The 16,022-nt window shown below is 57.5% G+C and carries 15 protein-coding genes; 10 read left to right on the top strand and 5 right to left on the bottom strand.

The genetic code is table 11. The features are described from left to right. Positions 1–127 precede the first annotated feature (127 nt). From HA50_RS08205 to glnT, 9 genes are all read left to right on the top strand, one after another. On the top strand, positions 128–1,015 hold the full coding sequence (locus HA50_RS08205) for an ABC transporter substrate-binding protein (protein WP_084873967.1): 888 nt from the start codon (positions 128–130) through the stop codon (positions 1,013–1,015). Then, complete coding sequence (locus HA50_RS08210) at positions 1,012–2,649, top strand: FAD-dependent oxidoreductase (protein ID WP_084873968.1); 1,638 nt, start codon at positions 1,012–1,014, stop codon at positions 2,647–2,649. Before HA50_RS08205 ends, HA50_RS08210 begins: the two co-directional genes overlap by 4 nt. Next, positions 2,637–3,404, top strand: a complete 768-nt coding sequence (locus HA50_RS08215; RefSeq protein ID WP_084873969.1) for an SDR family NAD(P)-dependent oxidoreductase — start codon at positions 2,637–2,639, stop codon at positions 3,402–3,404. Before HA50_RS08210 ends, HA50_RS08215 begins: the two co-directional genes overlap by 13 nt. Continuing rightward, positions 3,401–4,183, top strand: a complete 783-nt coding sequence (locus HA50_RS08220; RefSeq protein WP_084873970.1) for an amino acid ABC transporter ATP-binding protein — start codon at positions 3,401–3,403, stop codon at positions 4,181–4,183. The genes HA50_RS08215 and HA50_RS08220 overlap by 4 nt, the downstream gene beginning before the upstream one ends. Before the next feature lie 67 nt (positions 4,184–4,250). Continuing rightward, the gene (locus tag HA50_RS08225) at positions 4,251–5,132 is read left to right on the top strand and encodes an amino acid ABC transporter permease (RefSeq protein ID WP_244193566.1); all 882 of its coding nucleotides are present in this window, start codon (positions 4,251–4,253) and stop codon (positions 5,130–5,132) included. A 2-nt stretch (positions 5,133–5,134) separates the two neighbouring features. Continuing rightward, positions 5,135–6,202 (top strand): LLM class flavin-dependent oxidoreductase, encoded by a 1,068-nt coding sequence (locus tag HA50_RS08230; protein ID WP_084873972.1) that lies wholly within the window; start codon positions 5,135–5,137, stop codon positions 6,200–6,202. Position 6,203: 1 nt separating this feature from the next. Continuing rightward, positions 6,204–7,367, top strand: coding sequence for an aromatic ring-hydroxylating oxygenase subunit alpha (locus HA50_RS08235; RefSeq protein WP_084873973.1), 1,164 nt, complete (start codon positions 6,204–6,206; stop codon positions 7,365–7,367). A 10-nt stretch (positions 7,368–7,377) separates the two neighbouring features. Continuing rightward, positions 7,378–8,364 carry an aldo/keto reductase gene (locus HA50_RS08240; protein ID WP_084873974.1) on the top strand — a complete coding sequence of 329 codons (987 nt, stop codon included), beginning with the start codon at positions 7,378–7,380 and terminating at the stop codon, positions 8,362–8,364. 12 nt (positions 8,365–8,376) lie between these two features. Then, entirely contained in the window at positions 8,377–9,744 is a 1,368-nt protein-coding gene (gene glnT, locus HA50_RS08245) for a type III glutamate--ammonia ligase (protein ID WP_084873975.1), read from the top strand. Positions 9,745–9,806: 62 nt separating this feature from the next. Here glnT and HA50_RS08250 read toward each other — a convergent pair whose 3' ends face one another. After that, on the bottom strand, positions 9,807–10,430 hold the full coding sequence (locus tag HA50_RS08250; protein ID WP_084873976.1) for a TetR/AcrR family transcriptional regulator: 624 nt from the start codon (positions 10,428–10,430) through the stop codon (positions 9,807–9,809). Between the two features lie 62 nt (positions 10,431–10,492). Between HA50_RS08250 and HA50_RS08255 the strand changes: the two genes are divergently transcribed. Then, complete coding sequence (locus HA50_RS08255; RefSeq protein WP_084873977.1) at positions 10,493–11,494, top strand: alpha/beta fold hydrolase; 1,002 nt, start codon at positions 10,493–10,495, stop codon at positions 11,492–11,494. Here HA50_RS08255 and HA50_RS08260 read toward each other — a convergent pair. From HA50_RS08260 to HA50_RS08275, 4 genes are all read right to left on the bottom strand, one after another. Beyond that, on the bottom strand, positions 11,491–11,916 hold the full coding sequence (locus tag HA50_RS08260; RefSeq protein ID WP_013508755.1) for a DUF3830 family protein: 426 nt from the start codon (positions 11,914–11,916) through the stop codon (positions 11,491–11,493). The two genes, HA50_RS08255 and HA50_RS08260, sit on opposite strands and share 4 nt — an antisense overlap. A gap of 17 nt (positions 11,917–11,933) precedes the next feature. Then, the gene (locus HA50_RS08265) at positions 11,934–12,410 is read right to left on the bottom strand and encodes a cucumopine synthase-related protein (protein WP_084873978.1); all 477 of its coding nucleotides are present in this window, start codon (positions 12,408–12,410) and stop codon (positions 11,934–11,936) included. A gap of 262 nt (positions 12,411–12,672) precedes the next feature. After that, entirely contained in the window at positions 12,673–14,316 is a 1,644-nt protein-coding gene (gene fumA, locus HA50_RS08270) for a class I fumarate hydratase FumA (protein ID WP_084873979.1), read from the bottom strand. A 172-nt stretch (positions 14,317–14,488) separates the two neighbouring features. Further along, positions 14,489–16,000, bottom strand: coding sequence for an anion permease (locus tag HA50_RS08275; RefSeq protein WP_084878423.1), 1,512 nt, complete (start codon positions 15,998–16,000; stop codon positions 14,489–14,491). Positions 16,001–16,022: the final 22 nt, after the last annotated feature.

A 16,022-nucleotide genomic window follows, 5' to 3' on the forward strand; every position in this document is an offset into this window, starting at 1 on the left:
ATTAATTAATCAGTTATTTAAAAACTGGCATAACGCTTGCAATTCTTCCTGTGCACCATCTTCGTTTTTTGTTTTTTTAATTCATCAGGGTCTTCAGGCATGTTGCCTTTCTACTGGAGTTAAAAGCATGAGAATGAAAAGTCTGGTTGTTGCTGCATCGCTGTTGGTTTCTGCCCTCACGCAATCTGCTGTTCAGGCGGCTGACGCACCGCTGAAAATGCATGCTGACCTGCATGCCCAGCTGCCGGAAAAAATCCGCAGCAGTAAAACCCTCAACCTGGTCACCGATGCCCATTACCCGCCGTGTGAATCCTTCGCCGAAGATAATAAAACCATGGTCGGTTTCGAGCCGGATCTGTGGGATGCCCTCGGCCAGGTGCTGGGGGTTAAAGTCAAACCGGTGTCGATTGATTTCGCCGGGCTGATCCCTGGGGTTAAAAGTGGTCGCTACGATGTGGCGATGGAGTGCATCTCTGACAGTGACGAACGTGAAAAGCAGGTTTCGTTTGTTAACTATGCCTACGCTACCAGCGAGGTGTACACCCTCGCCAGTGAGAAATCTATCACCAACGATCCGCTGACCCTGTGTGGCCTGAAAGTGGGCGTGCAGACCGGCACTGACTTCGAAAAAGCCATCAGCGAGATCTACAGCCCGAACTGTAGCAAAAACGGTAAACCGGCGATCCAGCAGGTGACATTGCCTTCTGCGGACGCGGTGCTGCTGGGTCTCTACTCGGGGCGCGTGGATTTCGTCCTCAATGATGCGGCCTCGGTGGATGATATTAAGAAAAAAGCGCCACATCCGATCCGCACCGTGCAGATGCCGCTGATGCCGAAATACTACCTCGGCATCGTGGTGGCAAAAGAGAACACTCAGCTGGAGGATGTACTGCTGAAGGCGCTCAACGTGCTGCATGAAACCGGCACCTACGACAAGATCATGGAGAAGTGGGATCTGGAGGCGATGAAGCTGGATAAACCCGGCATCAACCTCACCAGCACGCAGCCATTATGAGTGCGCAACAACGCCAGTATGATGTGCTGATTATCGGCTCCGGCGGCGCGGCGTTGTGTGCAGCACTGCGCGCCGCGGTCGGTGGCTTATCAGTGCTGGTGCTGGAAAAAAGTGCCTGGCTGGGTGGCACCACGGCGATGTCCGGTGGTGCTACCTGGGTGCCCGCTAATCACCATGCGCGCGCCGCCGGACTGGCAGATTCAGCGCAGCAGGCACTCGACTATCTGCGCGCTGCCGCCCCTGATGGCTGGCAAAGTACCGAAGATGCACTGTGGCAGGCCATGACGCAGCAGGCCGCGTCAATGCTGGCATTTATTGAACAACACAGCGCACTGCGTTTTGCCCTCACCAGGGAAAGCGATCCTTTGTGGCCGCTGGCGGGGGCAAAACAGCAGGGCCGGATGCTGGCACCGCTGCCGTTACAACCCCGGTGGCGGTGGCGCTTACGGCCCACGCCGTTGCCGCGTCTGTTTACCTATCACGAACTGCTGGGCAGCGATCTCTGGCACCAACCCGTGCGCACGTATCTGCGTTATCTGCCGCAGTTACTGCGTCGCCAGTGGCGCGGAGAGCTGACTAAAGGCGCAGCGCTGGTGGCCGGTTTGCTCGATGCCTGCCAGGCGGTGGGGTGTGAGTTGCTCACTGAAGCGGCGGCGGAGCGATTGCTGATGCGCGGCAGCCATCAGGTTAGCGGGGTGCGTTATCTGCATCAGGGGAGGGTGATGGAGGTGACGGCACGCTGCGGCGTGGTGATCGCCAGTGGGGGTTTTGAATGGGATCAACAACGCCGCAGCCAGCATTTTCCAGGGCCGTATGATTTTATCGCCAGCCCACGGGACAACAGCGGTGATGGACAACGCATGGCAGAGGCGGCAGGCGCGCAGCTGGCGCATATGGATCAGGCCACCATCAGTGGCGGTATCCCGGCGACACATAACCAGCCGTGGAGCGGTTTATCGATTTTCTTTCATTACGAACCCAACGCCATTCTGGTGAATCGTCATGGTCAGCGCTTCACCAATGAATTTGTCTTCAATCTGGGGGCCGAGCTGGATGCGCGTGATGATCAGGGGCAACCCCGGCATCTGCCGGTGTGGCTGATCAGTGATGCGCGTCTGCTGCGGCGTGCACCGCTGCTGCGTTACTACCGCTGGCGCTCACCCGGCTGGATCCGCCAGGCCGCAACCCTGGCACAGCTGGAGCAGCAGCTGGTGTTACCGGAAGGATCGCTGCAAGCCAGCGTGGCGCGGTTTAATCAGGGCTGTGCACAGGGGCAGGATGTGGATTTCTCGCGCCATCTCAGCGCCGCACACGGCAAAGCCGACCGGCGCTTGCAGGGCGGTCTGGCACCGATCTGCCATGCGCCTTTTATTGCCATTCCCTTTAACCGCACCTTCCTTGCCACCAAAGGCGGGCCGCGTACCGATGCCTCTGGCAACGTGTTGCATCGGGATGGTCAGCCGCTAGCCGGGTTGTATTGCGCCGGTGCGGCGATGGCGAATCCGATTGGCAGCAAAGCGGTGGGGGCCGGGACCACGCTCGGCCCCAATCTGACCTGGGGCTACATCTGCGGTACATCGCTATTGGCGCGCCATCAGGCCTTAACTCAGGAGCCAACATTATGCACAGCGTAAAAACCGCGCTGATCACCGGCGGTTCGCGTGGTGTCGGCCTGCGCATCGCCCGCGAGCTGGCGCAGCAGGGTTATGCCATCGCGCTACTGGTCCGCAGCGATCGCGAGGCGGCACAACGGGCCGTTGCGCAATTGCAACAACAGGGCGCAGACGCGGCGTTCTGGCAGGTCGATATCACCGACCGCCATGCGGTGCAGCAGGTGCTGGCACAGGTGGTGCGTACTCTCGGCACGCCTTGCTTACTGGTGAATAACGCCGGTGCCACGGCGGCGGCACCGTTGCTGGAACTGAGCGACGAACAATGGCAGCAGGTGCTGCACACTCAGCTGACCGGCACCTTTGTGATCAGTGTGGAAACGGTACGGCTGATGGCACCGGGTGGCGTCATCATCAACATTGCGGGGGCTTCGGCCCATCGCTGTTATCCCAATGCCGGGGCCTTTGGTCCGTCGAAAGCCGGGGTGGTCAATCTCACGGCGCAGATGTCAATCGAATGGGCGTCGCGGGGCATTCGCGTCTGCGGCATCAGTCCGGGGCCGATCCGCGATCCAGACAGCCACTGGGCCACTGACGAGCCGGAGCTGGCACGGGAGGTAGCGCGGCTACCGCTGCAACGGCCGGTGAGCGGGGATGAGGTGGCGCGCAGTGTCGCTTTCCTCGCCTCGGATGCGGCGGCGTCTTTTACCGGTCAGATGCTGATCCTCGACAGCGGTGGCCTGAATACCTGGTACATGACCGAACAGGAGGCGAGATGAGCAAAACGTTAATGGTGGATGCCCGACAGGTCACCAAATCGTTTCACGGCGTGGAGATCCTCAAAGGCGTGGATCTCAGCGTTGAACAGGGGGAAGTGGTGTGCCTGATTGGTCCGTCCGGTTCCGGCAAATCCACCTTTCTGCGCTGTATCAATCATCTGGAGAAGATCGATGGCGGTGAGCTGTGGGTCAATGGCGGCATGGTGGGCTATCGCCTGCAAGGGGACAAGCTTTACGAGCTGAAGGAGGCCGACGTGGCGCGCAACCGCGTCAATATCGGCATGGTGTTTCAGCGTTTCAATCTGTTCGGCCATATGACGGCGCTGGAAAACGTGATGGAAGCGCCGATGACGGTGAAAAAAGTGCCACGCGCACAGGCGATGACAGAGGCCAAAGCGCTGCTGGATCGTGTTGGCCTCAGCCATCGTTATCATTCACGCCCGGCGGCGCTTTCTGGCGGCCAACAGCAACGGGTGGCCATCGCCCGTGCCATGGCGATGAAACCCTCGCTGATGCTGTTTGATGAACCGACCAGTGCGCTCGATCCAGAGCTGGTGGGAGAGGTGCTGGCGGTAATGCGCGATCTGGCACGCGACGGTATGACCATGGTGATCGTCACCCACGAGATGGGCTTTGCCCGTGATGTGGCGAATCGTGTCGCTTTTATGGATAACGGCGCGATTATTGAAGTTTCTGAATCCAGACACTTTTTCGCCGCACCACGCCATCCGCGCACCCGGGATTTCCTCGCCCGTGTGCACGCCGTGAGCGCAGAGTGATTGACAGATGCCGACGCAAACTGTAGATCTTAATTAATCAGTTAATTAAATTTGTCCGGTTGAAACGATGAAGAGAACGCTGATGACGGATAAAACATTGACCTCCCCGCTGAACGCCACAGCGGATCATACCCGGCACGTGGTGGCGCAGCGCTATCCAGGCCGCTGGATCTCTGCACTGGTGCTGGCCGTACTGCTGGCGCTGGTGGCGCATTCGATGATCACCAACCCGAATTTCGCCTGGGGTACGGTGGGCAAATACCTGTTTTCACCCACTATCCTGCTCGGTCTGTGGACCACCTTCTGGCTGACACTGGTGATTATGCTGCTGGCGATCGTGCTCAGCGTGGTGCTGGCGGTGATGCGCCTCTCCAGTAACCCGCTGGTGGTCGGTTTCAGCCGCGGCTGGATCTGGTTCTTCCGGGGCACACCGGTGCTGGTGCAGCTGATTTTCTGGTACAACCTCGCGGCGCTCTATCCGCAGGTCAGTCTCGGTATTCCCGGCCTGTTTACCTTGTGGAGCGGCAGCACCAACGATCTGATCACTCCGCTGGCGGCCGCGATCCTCGGTCTTGGCCTGAATGAATCGGCTTATATGGCGGAGATTATCCGGGCGGGCATCTCGTCGGTGGATGAGGGGCAGCAGGAAGCGGCTCGGGCGCTGGGTATGACGCGCGGCCAGTATCTGAAGCGGGTGATTCTGCCGCAGGCCATCCCTTTTATCATCCCGCCGACTGGCAACCAGGTGATTGGCATGCTGAAAACCACCTCGCTGGTGAGCGTGATTTCTCTGTCGGATTTGCTCTACTCGGCGCAGGCGATCTACTCACGCACCTACGAAAACATTCCGTTGCTGATCGTCGCCTGTATCTGGTATCTGGCCGCCACCACCGTGCTCAGTCTGGTGCAGGCGCGTGTTGAACATCACTATCGCTGGACACGGGGTTAATTATGCAACTCGGTCTGTTTAATCTGATGTCCTACAAGGACAACCCGCGCGGTGTGCAGGGGGTGATTGAGGATATGCGCAGCATGGTGCTGCTGGCGGAAGAGATCGGCTTCGATACCGCCTGGTTTGCTGAGCACCACTTCACCAACTACTCGCTCAGCGTCTCGCCGCTGATGCTGGTGGCGCATATGGCGGGCTATGCCCGACGTATCCGTCTCGGCACCGCCGTTGTGGTGCTGCCATTGTATCAGCCGATGCGTATCGCGCAGGAGATTTCGCTGGTGGATCGCCTGACGGAAGGACGGCTGGTGCTGGGCATCGGCAGTGGTTACCAGGCGTGGGAGTTTGATCGTTATGGCCTGGATGTGGAAACCCGGGGTCAGCAACTGCTGGCGCACTGGCAGTTTATCAGTGATGCCCTGACTCAGGGACATACCCAGTCGCCGGACCGTTTCGGCCAGCCGCTGCGCACTGATTTCCTGCTCGACACCCTGCAAAAGCCGCTGCCACCGCTCTATCTCACCTCGTCCAATCCGCAGCTGATTGCGCAGTTCCAGCGCTGGCAGGCGACGCCGTTTTTTACCGCAGGTTATCGCGGCAGCCACAAGTTGCAACAGATGGTGGCGGATGCACGCCTTGGCTGGCAGCAGGCAGGTCTGAATGCCGACATGCCAGTGGCGGTGCAGCAGTACATCCACGTCACGGAAAATCGTCAGCAGGCGCACGCCGCGGCCGAGCGCGCGTTGTTTGTGGCACGCATGATCGCCGCCCTGCGCGAGAACACCAGCGTCAGCGAGCAGGCGTTTATCCATGCGCCGCCGTTGCCGGATGAGCCGTCACTGGAGACGGTAAGCAATAACCTGATGATTGGCGATGCGGAAACCGTCGCCGAGCGCATGCTGGCGGAGATCCGTGCCATCCGTCCCAGCCATTACAACTGTTTCTTCCAGTTTGGCGATATGCCGATTGCCGATGCGCGCCGTTCACTGACGCTGTTTGGCGAACGCGTATTGCCGCTGCTGGAAAAAGAACTTGGTCCATTGACCCTTCGCACCGCCAGAGGAGAGTGAAATGTATCGCGAGAAAATTGATGTGGTGTTTGACGACGGTGACAGCATCCTGCAACGCATGCTGGAACAGCAGCGACATGATGCCAGCCGCGCAGAGACGCTGCCGCCTGAGGCCTATAACAGCGACAGCTTTTTCCGCCTCGAAGAAGATAAGGTATTCCGCCAGGACTGGCTTTTTGTCGGCCATGTCTCGCAGGTTGCCAATCTGAATGACTTTTTCACCCTGGATGTGGTGGGTGAGCCGCTGCTGATTGTGCGCAACGATGAGGGCATTGCGGTGTTCTCCAATGTCTGTCTGCATCGCTGGGCACCGATTGCACAGGGCAGCGGTAACAGCCGATCGTTTATCTGTCCGTTCCACAACTGGACTTATAACACCCACGGCAAGCTGAGCGGTGCGCCATCCATGAATCAGGCGCAGGATTTTGACCGGCAGCAGTGCAGCCTGCCGAAGATTCGCCATGAAGTGGTATTCGGCATGATTTTCGTCACCTTCAATGCTGATGCGCCGTCGATGGCCGAACGGCTGGCCCCGATGGCTGAACGCTTTGAGCGTTACCACTTTGCCGATCTGGTTACCGCCTACACGCTGGATTACGACTGCCCCTACAACTGGAAGATGGCCATCGAGACCTTTATGGAGTGCTACCACCACGCGGCGGTGCACCGCACCACGCTGGAGGACAGCTTCCCCGGTCGTCTCAGCTCCATCATTGATGATGGCCCGGGCTGGACCATCTGCCATCAGCCACTGCGCAAAAACGGTGAGCTGAGCGAGATTCTGACCGAAGGACTGCAACCCTTTAGCGGCCTGAACGAGGAGCAGATGCGTTACAGCGAGCTGGTGCTGCTCTATCCCAACTGCCTGATTTCACTCAACCCGGATCGTATCTCCATCAGCGCCATTTTGCCCATCTCCCCCCATGCCACCCAATGGCATCGCGTGGTGCTGGTATCGCCTGAATCCGCTGCGCGTAATGACTTTGCCCAGACCGCCGCGAGTATGAAGCAGGGCAGCCTGACCATTATCGATGAAGATCAGTGGATCAATGCCGAGCAGCAGCGCGGCAGCCGTTCGCGTCTGGCCCGGCCGGGGCGGTTAAGCCATCTCGAAACCACCGTCTGGCATCTGGCCAATTACCTGAAAACCCGCATGGCGGAGTGAGGAGCAGGCAATGCGTTATGTAAAGCTGGGCCACTCCGGCCTGGAGGTCTCCGCACTTTGTCTGGGAACGGTGACCTATGCGCCACCGGCACGCAGTGGCCGGAGCTGGACGCTGGATGAAGAAGCCAGCCGGGTGTTGATCCGTGAGGCGCTGGAGCAGGGGATTAACTTTTTCGACAGTGCCAACATCTACGCCAAAGGGGCGAGTGAAGAAATTCTTGGCCGTGCACTGCGGGATTTTGCGCAGCGCGATGAAGTGGTGATCACCAGCAAATTATATAACCCGATGCGCAGCGGCCCGAACAGCAAAGGACTGTCGCGCAAGGCGATTATGCAGGAGTGCGATCACAGCCTGCGTCGTCTCGGCACCGACTATATCGACCTGTACGAAATCCATCGCTGGGACAACGACACGCCGATTGAAGAGACGCTGGCAGCGCTGCATGACCTGGTGAAGATCGGCAAGGTGCGTTATCTCGGTGCTTCATCGATGTTCGCCTGGCAGTTCAGCAAAGCGCTGCAAATCCAGAAGTACGAACGCTGGAGCCGTTTTATCGCCATGCAGAACCACCTCAACCTGATCTACCGCGAGGAGGAACGCGAGATGCTGGCGTTGTGTCAGGCGGAGGGAGTGGCGGTGACGCCATGGAGCCCGCTGGCGCGTGGTCGTCTGGCGCGTCCGGTGGATGCGGCGAAAGCCAGCACCCGTGGCGCGGACGACAGCTATACCGATTTTCTCTATGCCGCGACCGTCCAGGCAGACAACGCGGTGATCCGTGTGGTGGAGCAGGTGGCGCAAACGCGCGGTGTGCCGATGGCGCAGGTGGCATTGGCATGGCTTTACAGCCGTCCTGCGGTGGTTTCAGCGGTGATCGGTGCCACCCGTTCCCTGCACCTGAGCGACGCACTGGCGGCGCTGGATCTGACGTTAAGCGCGGAGGAAATCGCCGCGCTGGATGCACCCTATATTCCCCATTCTATTGTTGAACATGACTAAGGCAGGGCATTAATGAAAACCGCGCAACAGATCGCCGAGATCAAACAGGCCCTGATGGCCAAAGGGGTGGAGTATTGCATGGGGGCGTACGTGGATATCCACGGCGTGCCGAAGGGCAAAGTGGTGCCAATCGGGCATCTGGATCAGATGGCGCAGGGATCGGAACGTTATACCGGTTATGCCCTTGATGGACTGGGCCAGTCGCCGCACGAAGACGAGCTGACCTCGGTGCCGGATCTCGACCATATCATCCAGCTGCCGTGGGAACCGAAAATTGCCTGGATGCCTGCTGACAACCACTTCAAAGGCGAACCCTATGCGCTCAGCACCCGGGTGGCATTGCAGAATGTTATCAAGCAGGCCAACGCCATGGGGTTTGGTTTTAACCTGGGTATCGAGTGTGAGATCTACCTGCTGAAACGCGAGGAAGATGGGCGTCTGGTGGTGCCGGAGCGTGATAACAAACTGAATAAACCCTGCTATGACTTGCAGGGCTTTGTTGACCAGTTCGGCTGGCTGGATGAAGTCTCCTCCACCATCAATGCGCTGGGCTGGGATCTATATTCACTCGACCATGAAGACGGCAACTCGCAATACGAGTTCGACTTCAATTACGCTGACGCGCTGACTACCTGCGATCGTTTTATTTTCTTCCGCTTTATGGCGAAACACTACGCCAAACAGCGCGGGCTGATTGCCACTACCATGCCAAAGCCGTTTGCCGACAAAACCGGCACTGGCGCGCATTTCAATATGTCGCTGTATGACATCAACAGCGGGGCCAACCTGTTTAAACGTGATGCCACCAGCGCCGATGATCCCTGGGGACTGGGGCTGAGCGACACTGGTTATCACTTTATCGGCGGCTTGCTGAAACATGGACGCGCGCTTTGCGCCGCGTTTGCCCCGACGGTGAACAGCTACAAACGTCTGGTGCGCCAGGGGGCGATGAGCTACTTCTCATGGGCACCGGTATTTAACTCGTGGGGATCGAATAACCGTACCAACGCGGTGCGCGTCCCGGCAGGCGGCGGGCGGTGTGAATCACGTAATGCTGATGGCGCGGTGAACCCTTATCTGGCGGCAACGCTGGCACTGGCGGCCGGTCTGGAAGGTATCCGCGAGAAGATCGATCCGCGTCAGCCGAATGAAGACAACCTGTATGCCATTAGCGAAGCCGAGCGTCGTGAGCGGGGTATCGACTTCCTGCCGCAAAACCTGCTGGAAGCGGTGGAAGCCTTCGATGCCGATCCTTTTGTCGCGGCGACATTGGGGGAAGCGCTGAAGAAAGAGTTTATCCACTACAAGTTGCAGGAGTGGAACAGCTATCACCTGCATGTCAGCCAGTGGGAAATTGATCGCTATAGCACGATTTTTTGATGTGCGAATCCGTGCGTTTTTGGGCCAGGTCGGCATGAATGCCGACCCTACCGGTGCGAATGTCAGGCATCAAGTCTTTCAAACACAAAATTGCGCATCACGTTGATCGCCTGCTTGTATTTGAAATTGGGGAACATCACGTTGCGGAACAGCACGCCATCCAGATAGGTCGAGATTAGCATCGCCATGTCGGTCGGATTCACCTCGCGGAACAGGCCGCTGGCAATGCCTTCTTTGATGGTGTTCTTCAGAATCAGTGATTCTTTTTCATAGAACTTTTTGATGGCTTTATCGATGCTGGCGATGCGGCCATTGGTGCTGGAGTAATCAAGGCTGATTTTGGCCAGTTTCTGTAACAGATGGAACTGCAGAATATGGATTTCGATCCACAGGAAGATCAGATCACGGGGGCCATTGGCGCTGGCTTTGATGTCGTCAAACTGCACAAAGGCGCGTTCCACCGCCGATTCAATCACCTTGATAAACAGGTCCTCTTTGGAACCGAAATAGTAGTAAATCAGCGCCGAATTCAGCCCGGTGGCGGTGGCGATATCTTTAATGCGCACCGATGAGTAGTTCTGCGTGGCAAACAGGTCAAACGCCGACGATTGCAACAATTCCGCCACGTCGCGCTGGGTTTTACGGGGTTTCCTGCTGCCGGGTTCTGCTGCTGGGGCTTCCTTCATGGCGACATCCTTATGAAATTAACTAATTAATTAACTCTATCATATCGACAATGGAGAACGGCATGGGTTTATGCGCTTTTTATCGACTCGGCGAGTTGCCGCTGGTTAGCGGTGAAACGCTGCTTGACACCCGCATCGGCTATCAAACCCTGGGTCAGCTTAACGCCAATCGCGACAACGCGGTGGTGATTTTTAGTTATTACAGCGGCACCCATGCCAGCTATCTGCCGTTGATTGGCGCGGGAAAAACCCTCGACCCGGCGCGCTGGTTTATCGTGCTGGTGAATAAGCTGGGTAATGGCGTCTCGACATCGCCTTCCAATGCGGTTTTACAGCCCGGCGCAGCATTTCCCCGTGTCACGCTACTGGATAACCTGCGTGCGCAGGAGCAGTTGCTGTTCGATCATCTTGGCATCCGCCGTATCGCGCTGGCGTATGGCTGGTCAATGGGGGCGATGCAGGCATGGCATCTGGCTGTGGCGCGACCGCAACAGGTGCAGAGCCTGCTGGCGGTGTGTGGTTCAGCCCGTTGCTGGCCGAATAATCAGGTATTTCTCGACGGAGTGCGTGCCGCGCTGTGCTGTGACGCGCAGTTTGCGGAGGGGCATTACTCAACGCCGCCGCTGCGCGGTCTGGCGGCTTTTGGCCGGGTTTACGCAGGCTGGGCCTATTCTGCCGCGTTTTTCCGCGAGGCACGCTGGCGCGATCTGGGCTTCGATTCGCTGGAGGCGCTGCTGGTGGACTGGGAACGGGATCATCAGGCACTGGACGCCAATGATTTGCTGAGTGCGTTGTATAGCTGGTATCACGCCGATGTCGGCTTGCTGGCCGGGGGCGACTGGCGTGCGGCGCTGGCGCAGATTGGCGCGCGTTGCATCGTCATGCCGTGCGACAACGATCGCTATTTTACGCTGGAAGAGGCGGCGCTGGAGGTGGCGGAATTGCGTCAGGGCGAGTTACGTCCGCTGGTTTCTCCTTATGGGCATTGTGCCGGTGCGCCCGCCCGATTTGCGGAGGCATCGGCACAGATAGACAGCGCCATGCAGGCGCTGCTTCATGCTTAATCGATAATACTGAGTTCGACCGTACGGCCCTGATCGAACCAGGTTTCCAGCCCGGTGACGCGCAGTTCCAGCTTGCCTTCGATCACCTGGCCGATATAGGAGATCGGCAGCGGCTCGTCAGCGGTGTCGTCGCCATACACCACGCACATCTGCTGGCGCGGACTGTAGTAGCACACGGCACCGGTGACTTCGCCGTACTGTTCGCGGCGCAGTTTACCCACATCCTGCGTCAGGTATTTGTTTTCCCACGGCGCGACGATCGGCAGGGTGAAGAACACCATATCGCCAATCAGTTTGCCGTGTTGCAGCACGCTTTTCAGCGGCAGCTTTTCGCGCAGCACTTTCGCCAGATTGGGCACTTTGTCTTCCCATACTTCGATGACGCAGATCTTCTTGTCGGCAACATGCATAGCCAGTTTCATGATGTTTTCTCTCCCAGTCAGGCTTTAACGCGACGAAAACCGTCCCCGAGACCCCAGGGAAGAATAAAATCGACCCACATATGCAGGCGGTTAGCCCAGGACAAGGCGCTATGGGACAGGCGCACCAGATCGCTCAGGGTTTCACACTCACCCGCCACCTCGACATAGGTGTGCAGCATGCGGGCGGCATCCGGCAGGCTGACGAAGTCAAAGAAGTTGGCTTTGTAACCCATGATTTCTTTGATCAGCAATTGCAGGGTTTTCAGATCCGCTGTCGGGTTGTCTTCCCCGACACGGATCAGCCCCCACAGCATTTCATCCGCCAGCGTGCGGGTTTCCCCTTCGGCAAAAATGATGGTGCTGAGGTACTGACCACGGGCGCCGGTGCCGCGTGGCACTTCCCCCCTACCGAGTGCGGCAATTTCTGCCGGTTGTTCAAACCAGATCTTTTCGCGTTGCGCGTCAAACAGCGCTATCGCTTCATCGACCGTCATAACGTTCTCCTGGTGTTGGCGTGAATGTGGCGCATGCCACGAATTTAATTAATCAGATAATTAAAAATGAGCAAATTTTGTGCCAGCAGGAGAATAAAAATTAATCAGTTAATTAATAGTGGGTTAGCAAAAGAGCGTGGAGGTGAGTGGGTTTGAATGACGTGAAGTTGTTGTGTTGTAGTGCAGATTGCACCAATGTGTAGCGGCGCGATTTATCGCGCAATTTGGTGGAGGTGCGCATTGCTGCGCACCTCAGGGAGGGTTACTTCACGCAGGCCGCGCACTGATTATGGATCTGCTGGAAGAAATCATTACCTTTATCATCCACCAGAATAAACGCCGGGAAGTTCTCCACTTCAATCTTCCAGATCGCTTCCATTCCCAGTTCAGGGTACTCGACGCATTCAAGGCTCTTAATGCTCTGCTGCGCCAGTACTGCGGCCGGACCGCCGATACTGCCGAGGTAGAAGCCGCCGTGTTTATGGCAGGCATCGGTTACCTGCTGGCTACGGTTGCCTTTCGCCAGCATTACCATGCTGCCGCCGTTGGCTTGCAGCAGATCCACATAGGAATCCATACGACCGGCGGTGGTAGGGCCAAGTGAACCAGACGCATAACCTTCTGGTGTTTTGGCCGGACCCGCGTAATACACCGGATGATCCTTGATGTACTGCGGCAGACCTTCGCCGTTATCAATGCGTTCTTTCAGCTTGGCATGGGCAATGTCGCGCGCCACGATGATGGTGCCGTTCAGCGACAGGCGGGTAGAGACCGGGAACGACGACAGCTGAGCAAGAATGTCTGACATCGGGCGATTGAGGTCTACGTGCACCACTTCGCCTTCACCCTGCTGACGCAGTGCTTCCGGAATAAAGCGACCCGGATTGTCTTCCAGTTTCTCGATCCAGATCCCTTCGCGGTTAATCTTCGCCTTAATGTTACGGTCCGCCGAGCAGGAAACGCCCATGCCAACCGGGCAGGAGGCGCCATGACGTGGCAGACGCACTACACGGATATCGTGAGCAAAGTATTTGCCACCGAACTGCGCACCGAGACCCAGCTTCTGCGAAGCTTCCAGCAGCTCCTGCTCCAGCTGCACATCACGGAAGGCCTGACCGTGTTCATTACCTTCGGTCGGCAGCGAGTCGTAGTAGTGAGTGGAGGCCAGTTTCACCGTCTTCAGCGTGCTTTCTGCCGAGGTGCCGCCAATCACAAACGCGATATGGTAGGGCGGGCAGGCGGCGGTGCCGAGTGACATCATTTTGTCGATCAGGTAATTCTTCAGTTTCGCCGGAGTGATCAGCGCTTTGGTTTCCTGATACAGGTAGGTTTTGTTGGCGGAACCGCCACCTTTGGCGATACACAGGAATTTATACTCGTCACCGTCAACGCTGTAGAGGTCAATCTGCGCGGGCAGGTTGGTGCCGGTATTCACCTCTTTGTACATATCCAGCGCGGCGTTCTGTGAGTAACGCAGGTTATCTTCGATAAAGGTGTTATACACGCCCTGCGACAGTGCGGCTTCATCGCCGCCACCGGTCCACACACGCTGACCTTTTTTGCCCATGATGATGGCGGTGCCGGTGTCCTGACAGGTCGGCAGCACGCCTTTAGCGGCGATTTCGGAGTTGCGCAGGAACTGCAACGCGACATATTTGTCGTTCTGGCTGGCTTCGTCATCCGCCAGAATTGCCGCCACCTGTTTCTGATGGGAGGCACGCAGCATAAAAGAGGCATCATGGAACGCCTGCTGTGCCAGCACAGTCAGGGCTTTGGGATCGACTTTCAGTACTTCTTCGCCATCGAAATTTGCCACGGAAACATAGTCGCGGCTGAGCAGGTAGTACTCAGTATCATCTTTGGCGAGAGGAAAAGGGTTCTGATAATAGAAAGGTTTATTCGACATGTTGGCTCACTCAGTTATGTGCAGCCCATCTGGTACAGAGAAGACGGGCTGCATCATTAGCGATTCGTTATAGGTTTTTTCTCTCGCCAGCCCGGCGCTGGGCTGACTGGCGAGTATCATAGCATTTTAACATTCTTTCGCGGCTGCGATTTTTAACATCGAAGCAACATCATCAGAACATCAGCACCATCCACGGATAAGCAATCACCATCAGCAGCACCAGGAACAGTCCACCGAAGATGGTGCCCAGACGCCAGTAGTCTTTGGTGGGCAGATAGCCGCTACCGTAGTAAATCGGGCTGGGGCCAGTACCGTACGGGGTGATGATGCCCATCACACCCAGTGAGGTACACAGCATCAGACAGAACACCGGCATATTGATGCCAGGGATAGCCGCCGCAATGGTCAGCATGGCAGGCAGCAGCGCGGTGGTGTGCGCGGTGGTACTGGCGAACAGGTAGTGCAGCACATAGAAGGCAATCAGCAGTACCACGGCAGAAACCTGTGGGTCATAACCGTGCAGCAGTTGACCCCCTTCTTTACCCAGCCAGGCGATAAAGCCAACGCGTGCCAGACCATCCGCCAGCGCCACCAGGGTGGCAAACCAGGCGAAGGTGTTCCAGGCGGCTTTATTACTGGTGATGTCGCTCCAGTTCAGTACGCCAGTCCACAGCATCAGCACAATCACCAGCAGGGCGGCCATCGCCGGTTCAATCCAGTCGGTGGCGAAGATCCACATCAGCAGCGCGGAAATCACGAACACCAGCAGCAGGATTTCATTGCGTGACAGTTTGCCCAGTTTTGCCAGCTCGGCGGTTGCCCAGCGTGGCACTTCGTCATTCAGTTTCACTTCTGGTGGGTAGAGCCAGTAAGCCAGCAGCGGCATGGTGAGGATCAGCAGCACACCCAGCGGCAGGAAGGCGAGGAACCACATGCCCCAGGTGATATCGAAGCCAATCACGCTTTTTACCAGCGCCAGCGCCAGCAGGTTCGGAGCCAGCGCTGACAGGAACATCGAGCTGGTGATACAGGTAGCGGTGATCGCCACCCACATCAGATAAGAACCAATTTTACGCGCGCTGGGGTCATTGGGTTTTGAACCGTACAGCGGCGGCAGGTTGGCAATAATCGGATAGATGGTCCCGCCGCTACGTGCGGTGTTAGAAGGCGTGAACGGTGCCAGCAACAGGTCAGCAAAGGTAATGGCATAACCCAGCGTCAGGCTGCGACGGCCCAGATATTTCACCAGAATCAGCGCCAGGCGGCGACCAAACTGGGTTTTATCGTAGCCAGCGGCAAACATAAAGGCACCGAAAATCAGCCACACGGTGGAGTTACCGAAGCCACTTACTGCCCATCGGAAAGACTGGGTGGCCATTTTAAACTTCGGATCGGCGATTTCGGCCGGGCTAAACAGCAGGTATTGGCTGAACAGCGCGATCACCACCACGCCGGTCAGGCCGATCACCGCACCGGGCAGCGGTTCGAAGATCAGGCCGACAATCACCCCGACAAAGATAGCGAAGAAGTGCCAGGCGTAAGGCTCCAGCCCTGCGGGTGTTGGCACCAGGAGTAACAGCACAGCGATCACCACCGGCAGGCATAACATAATTAGCCGGTTTTTATTCCCCGGCGCGGCAGGCGGCGCTTTTAGGGGTTCACTCTGGGTAGTTTGTGTTTTCATGGTTTTGGTCTGCAAGTTGTGG

The sequence above is a fragment of the Pantoea cypripedii genome (genome assembly GCF_002095535.1).
GTDB lineage: Bacteria > Pseudomonadota > Gammaproteobacteria > Enterobacterales > Enterobacteriaceae > Pantoea > Pantoea cypripedii.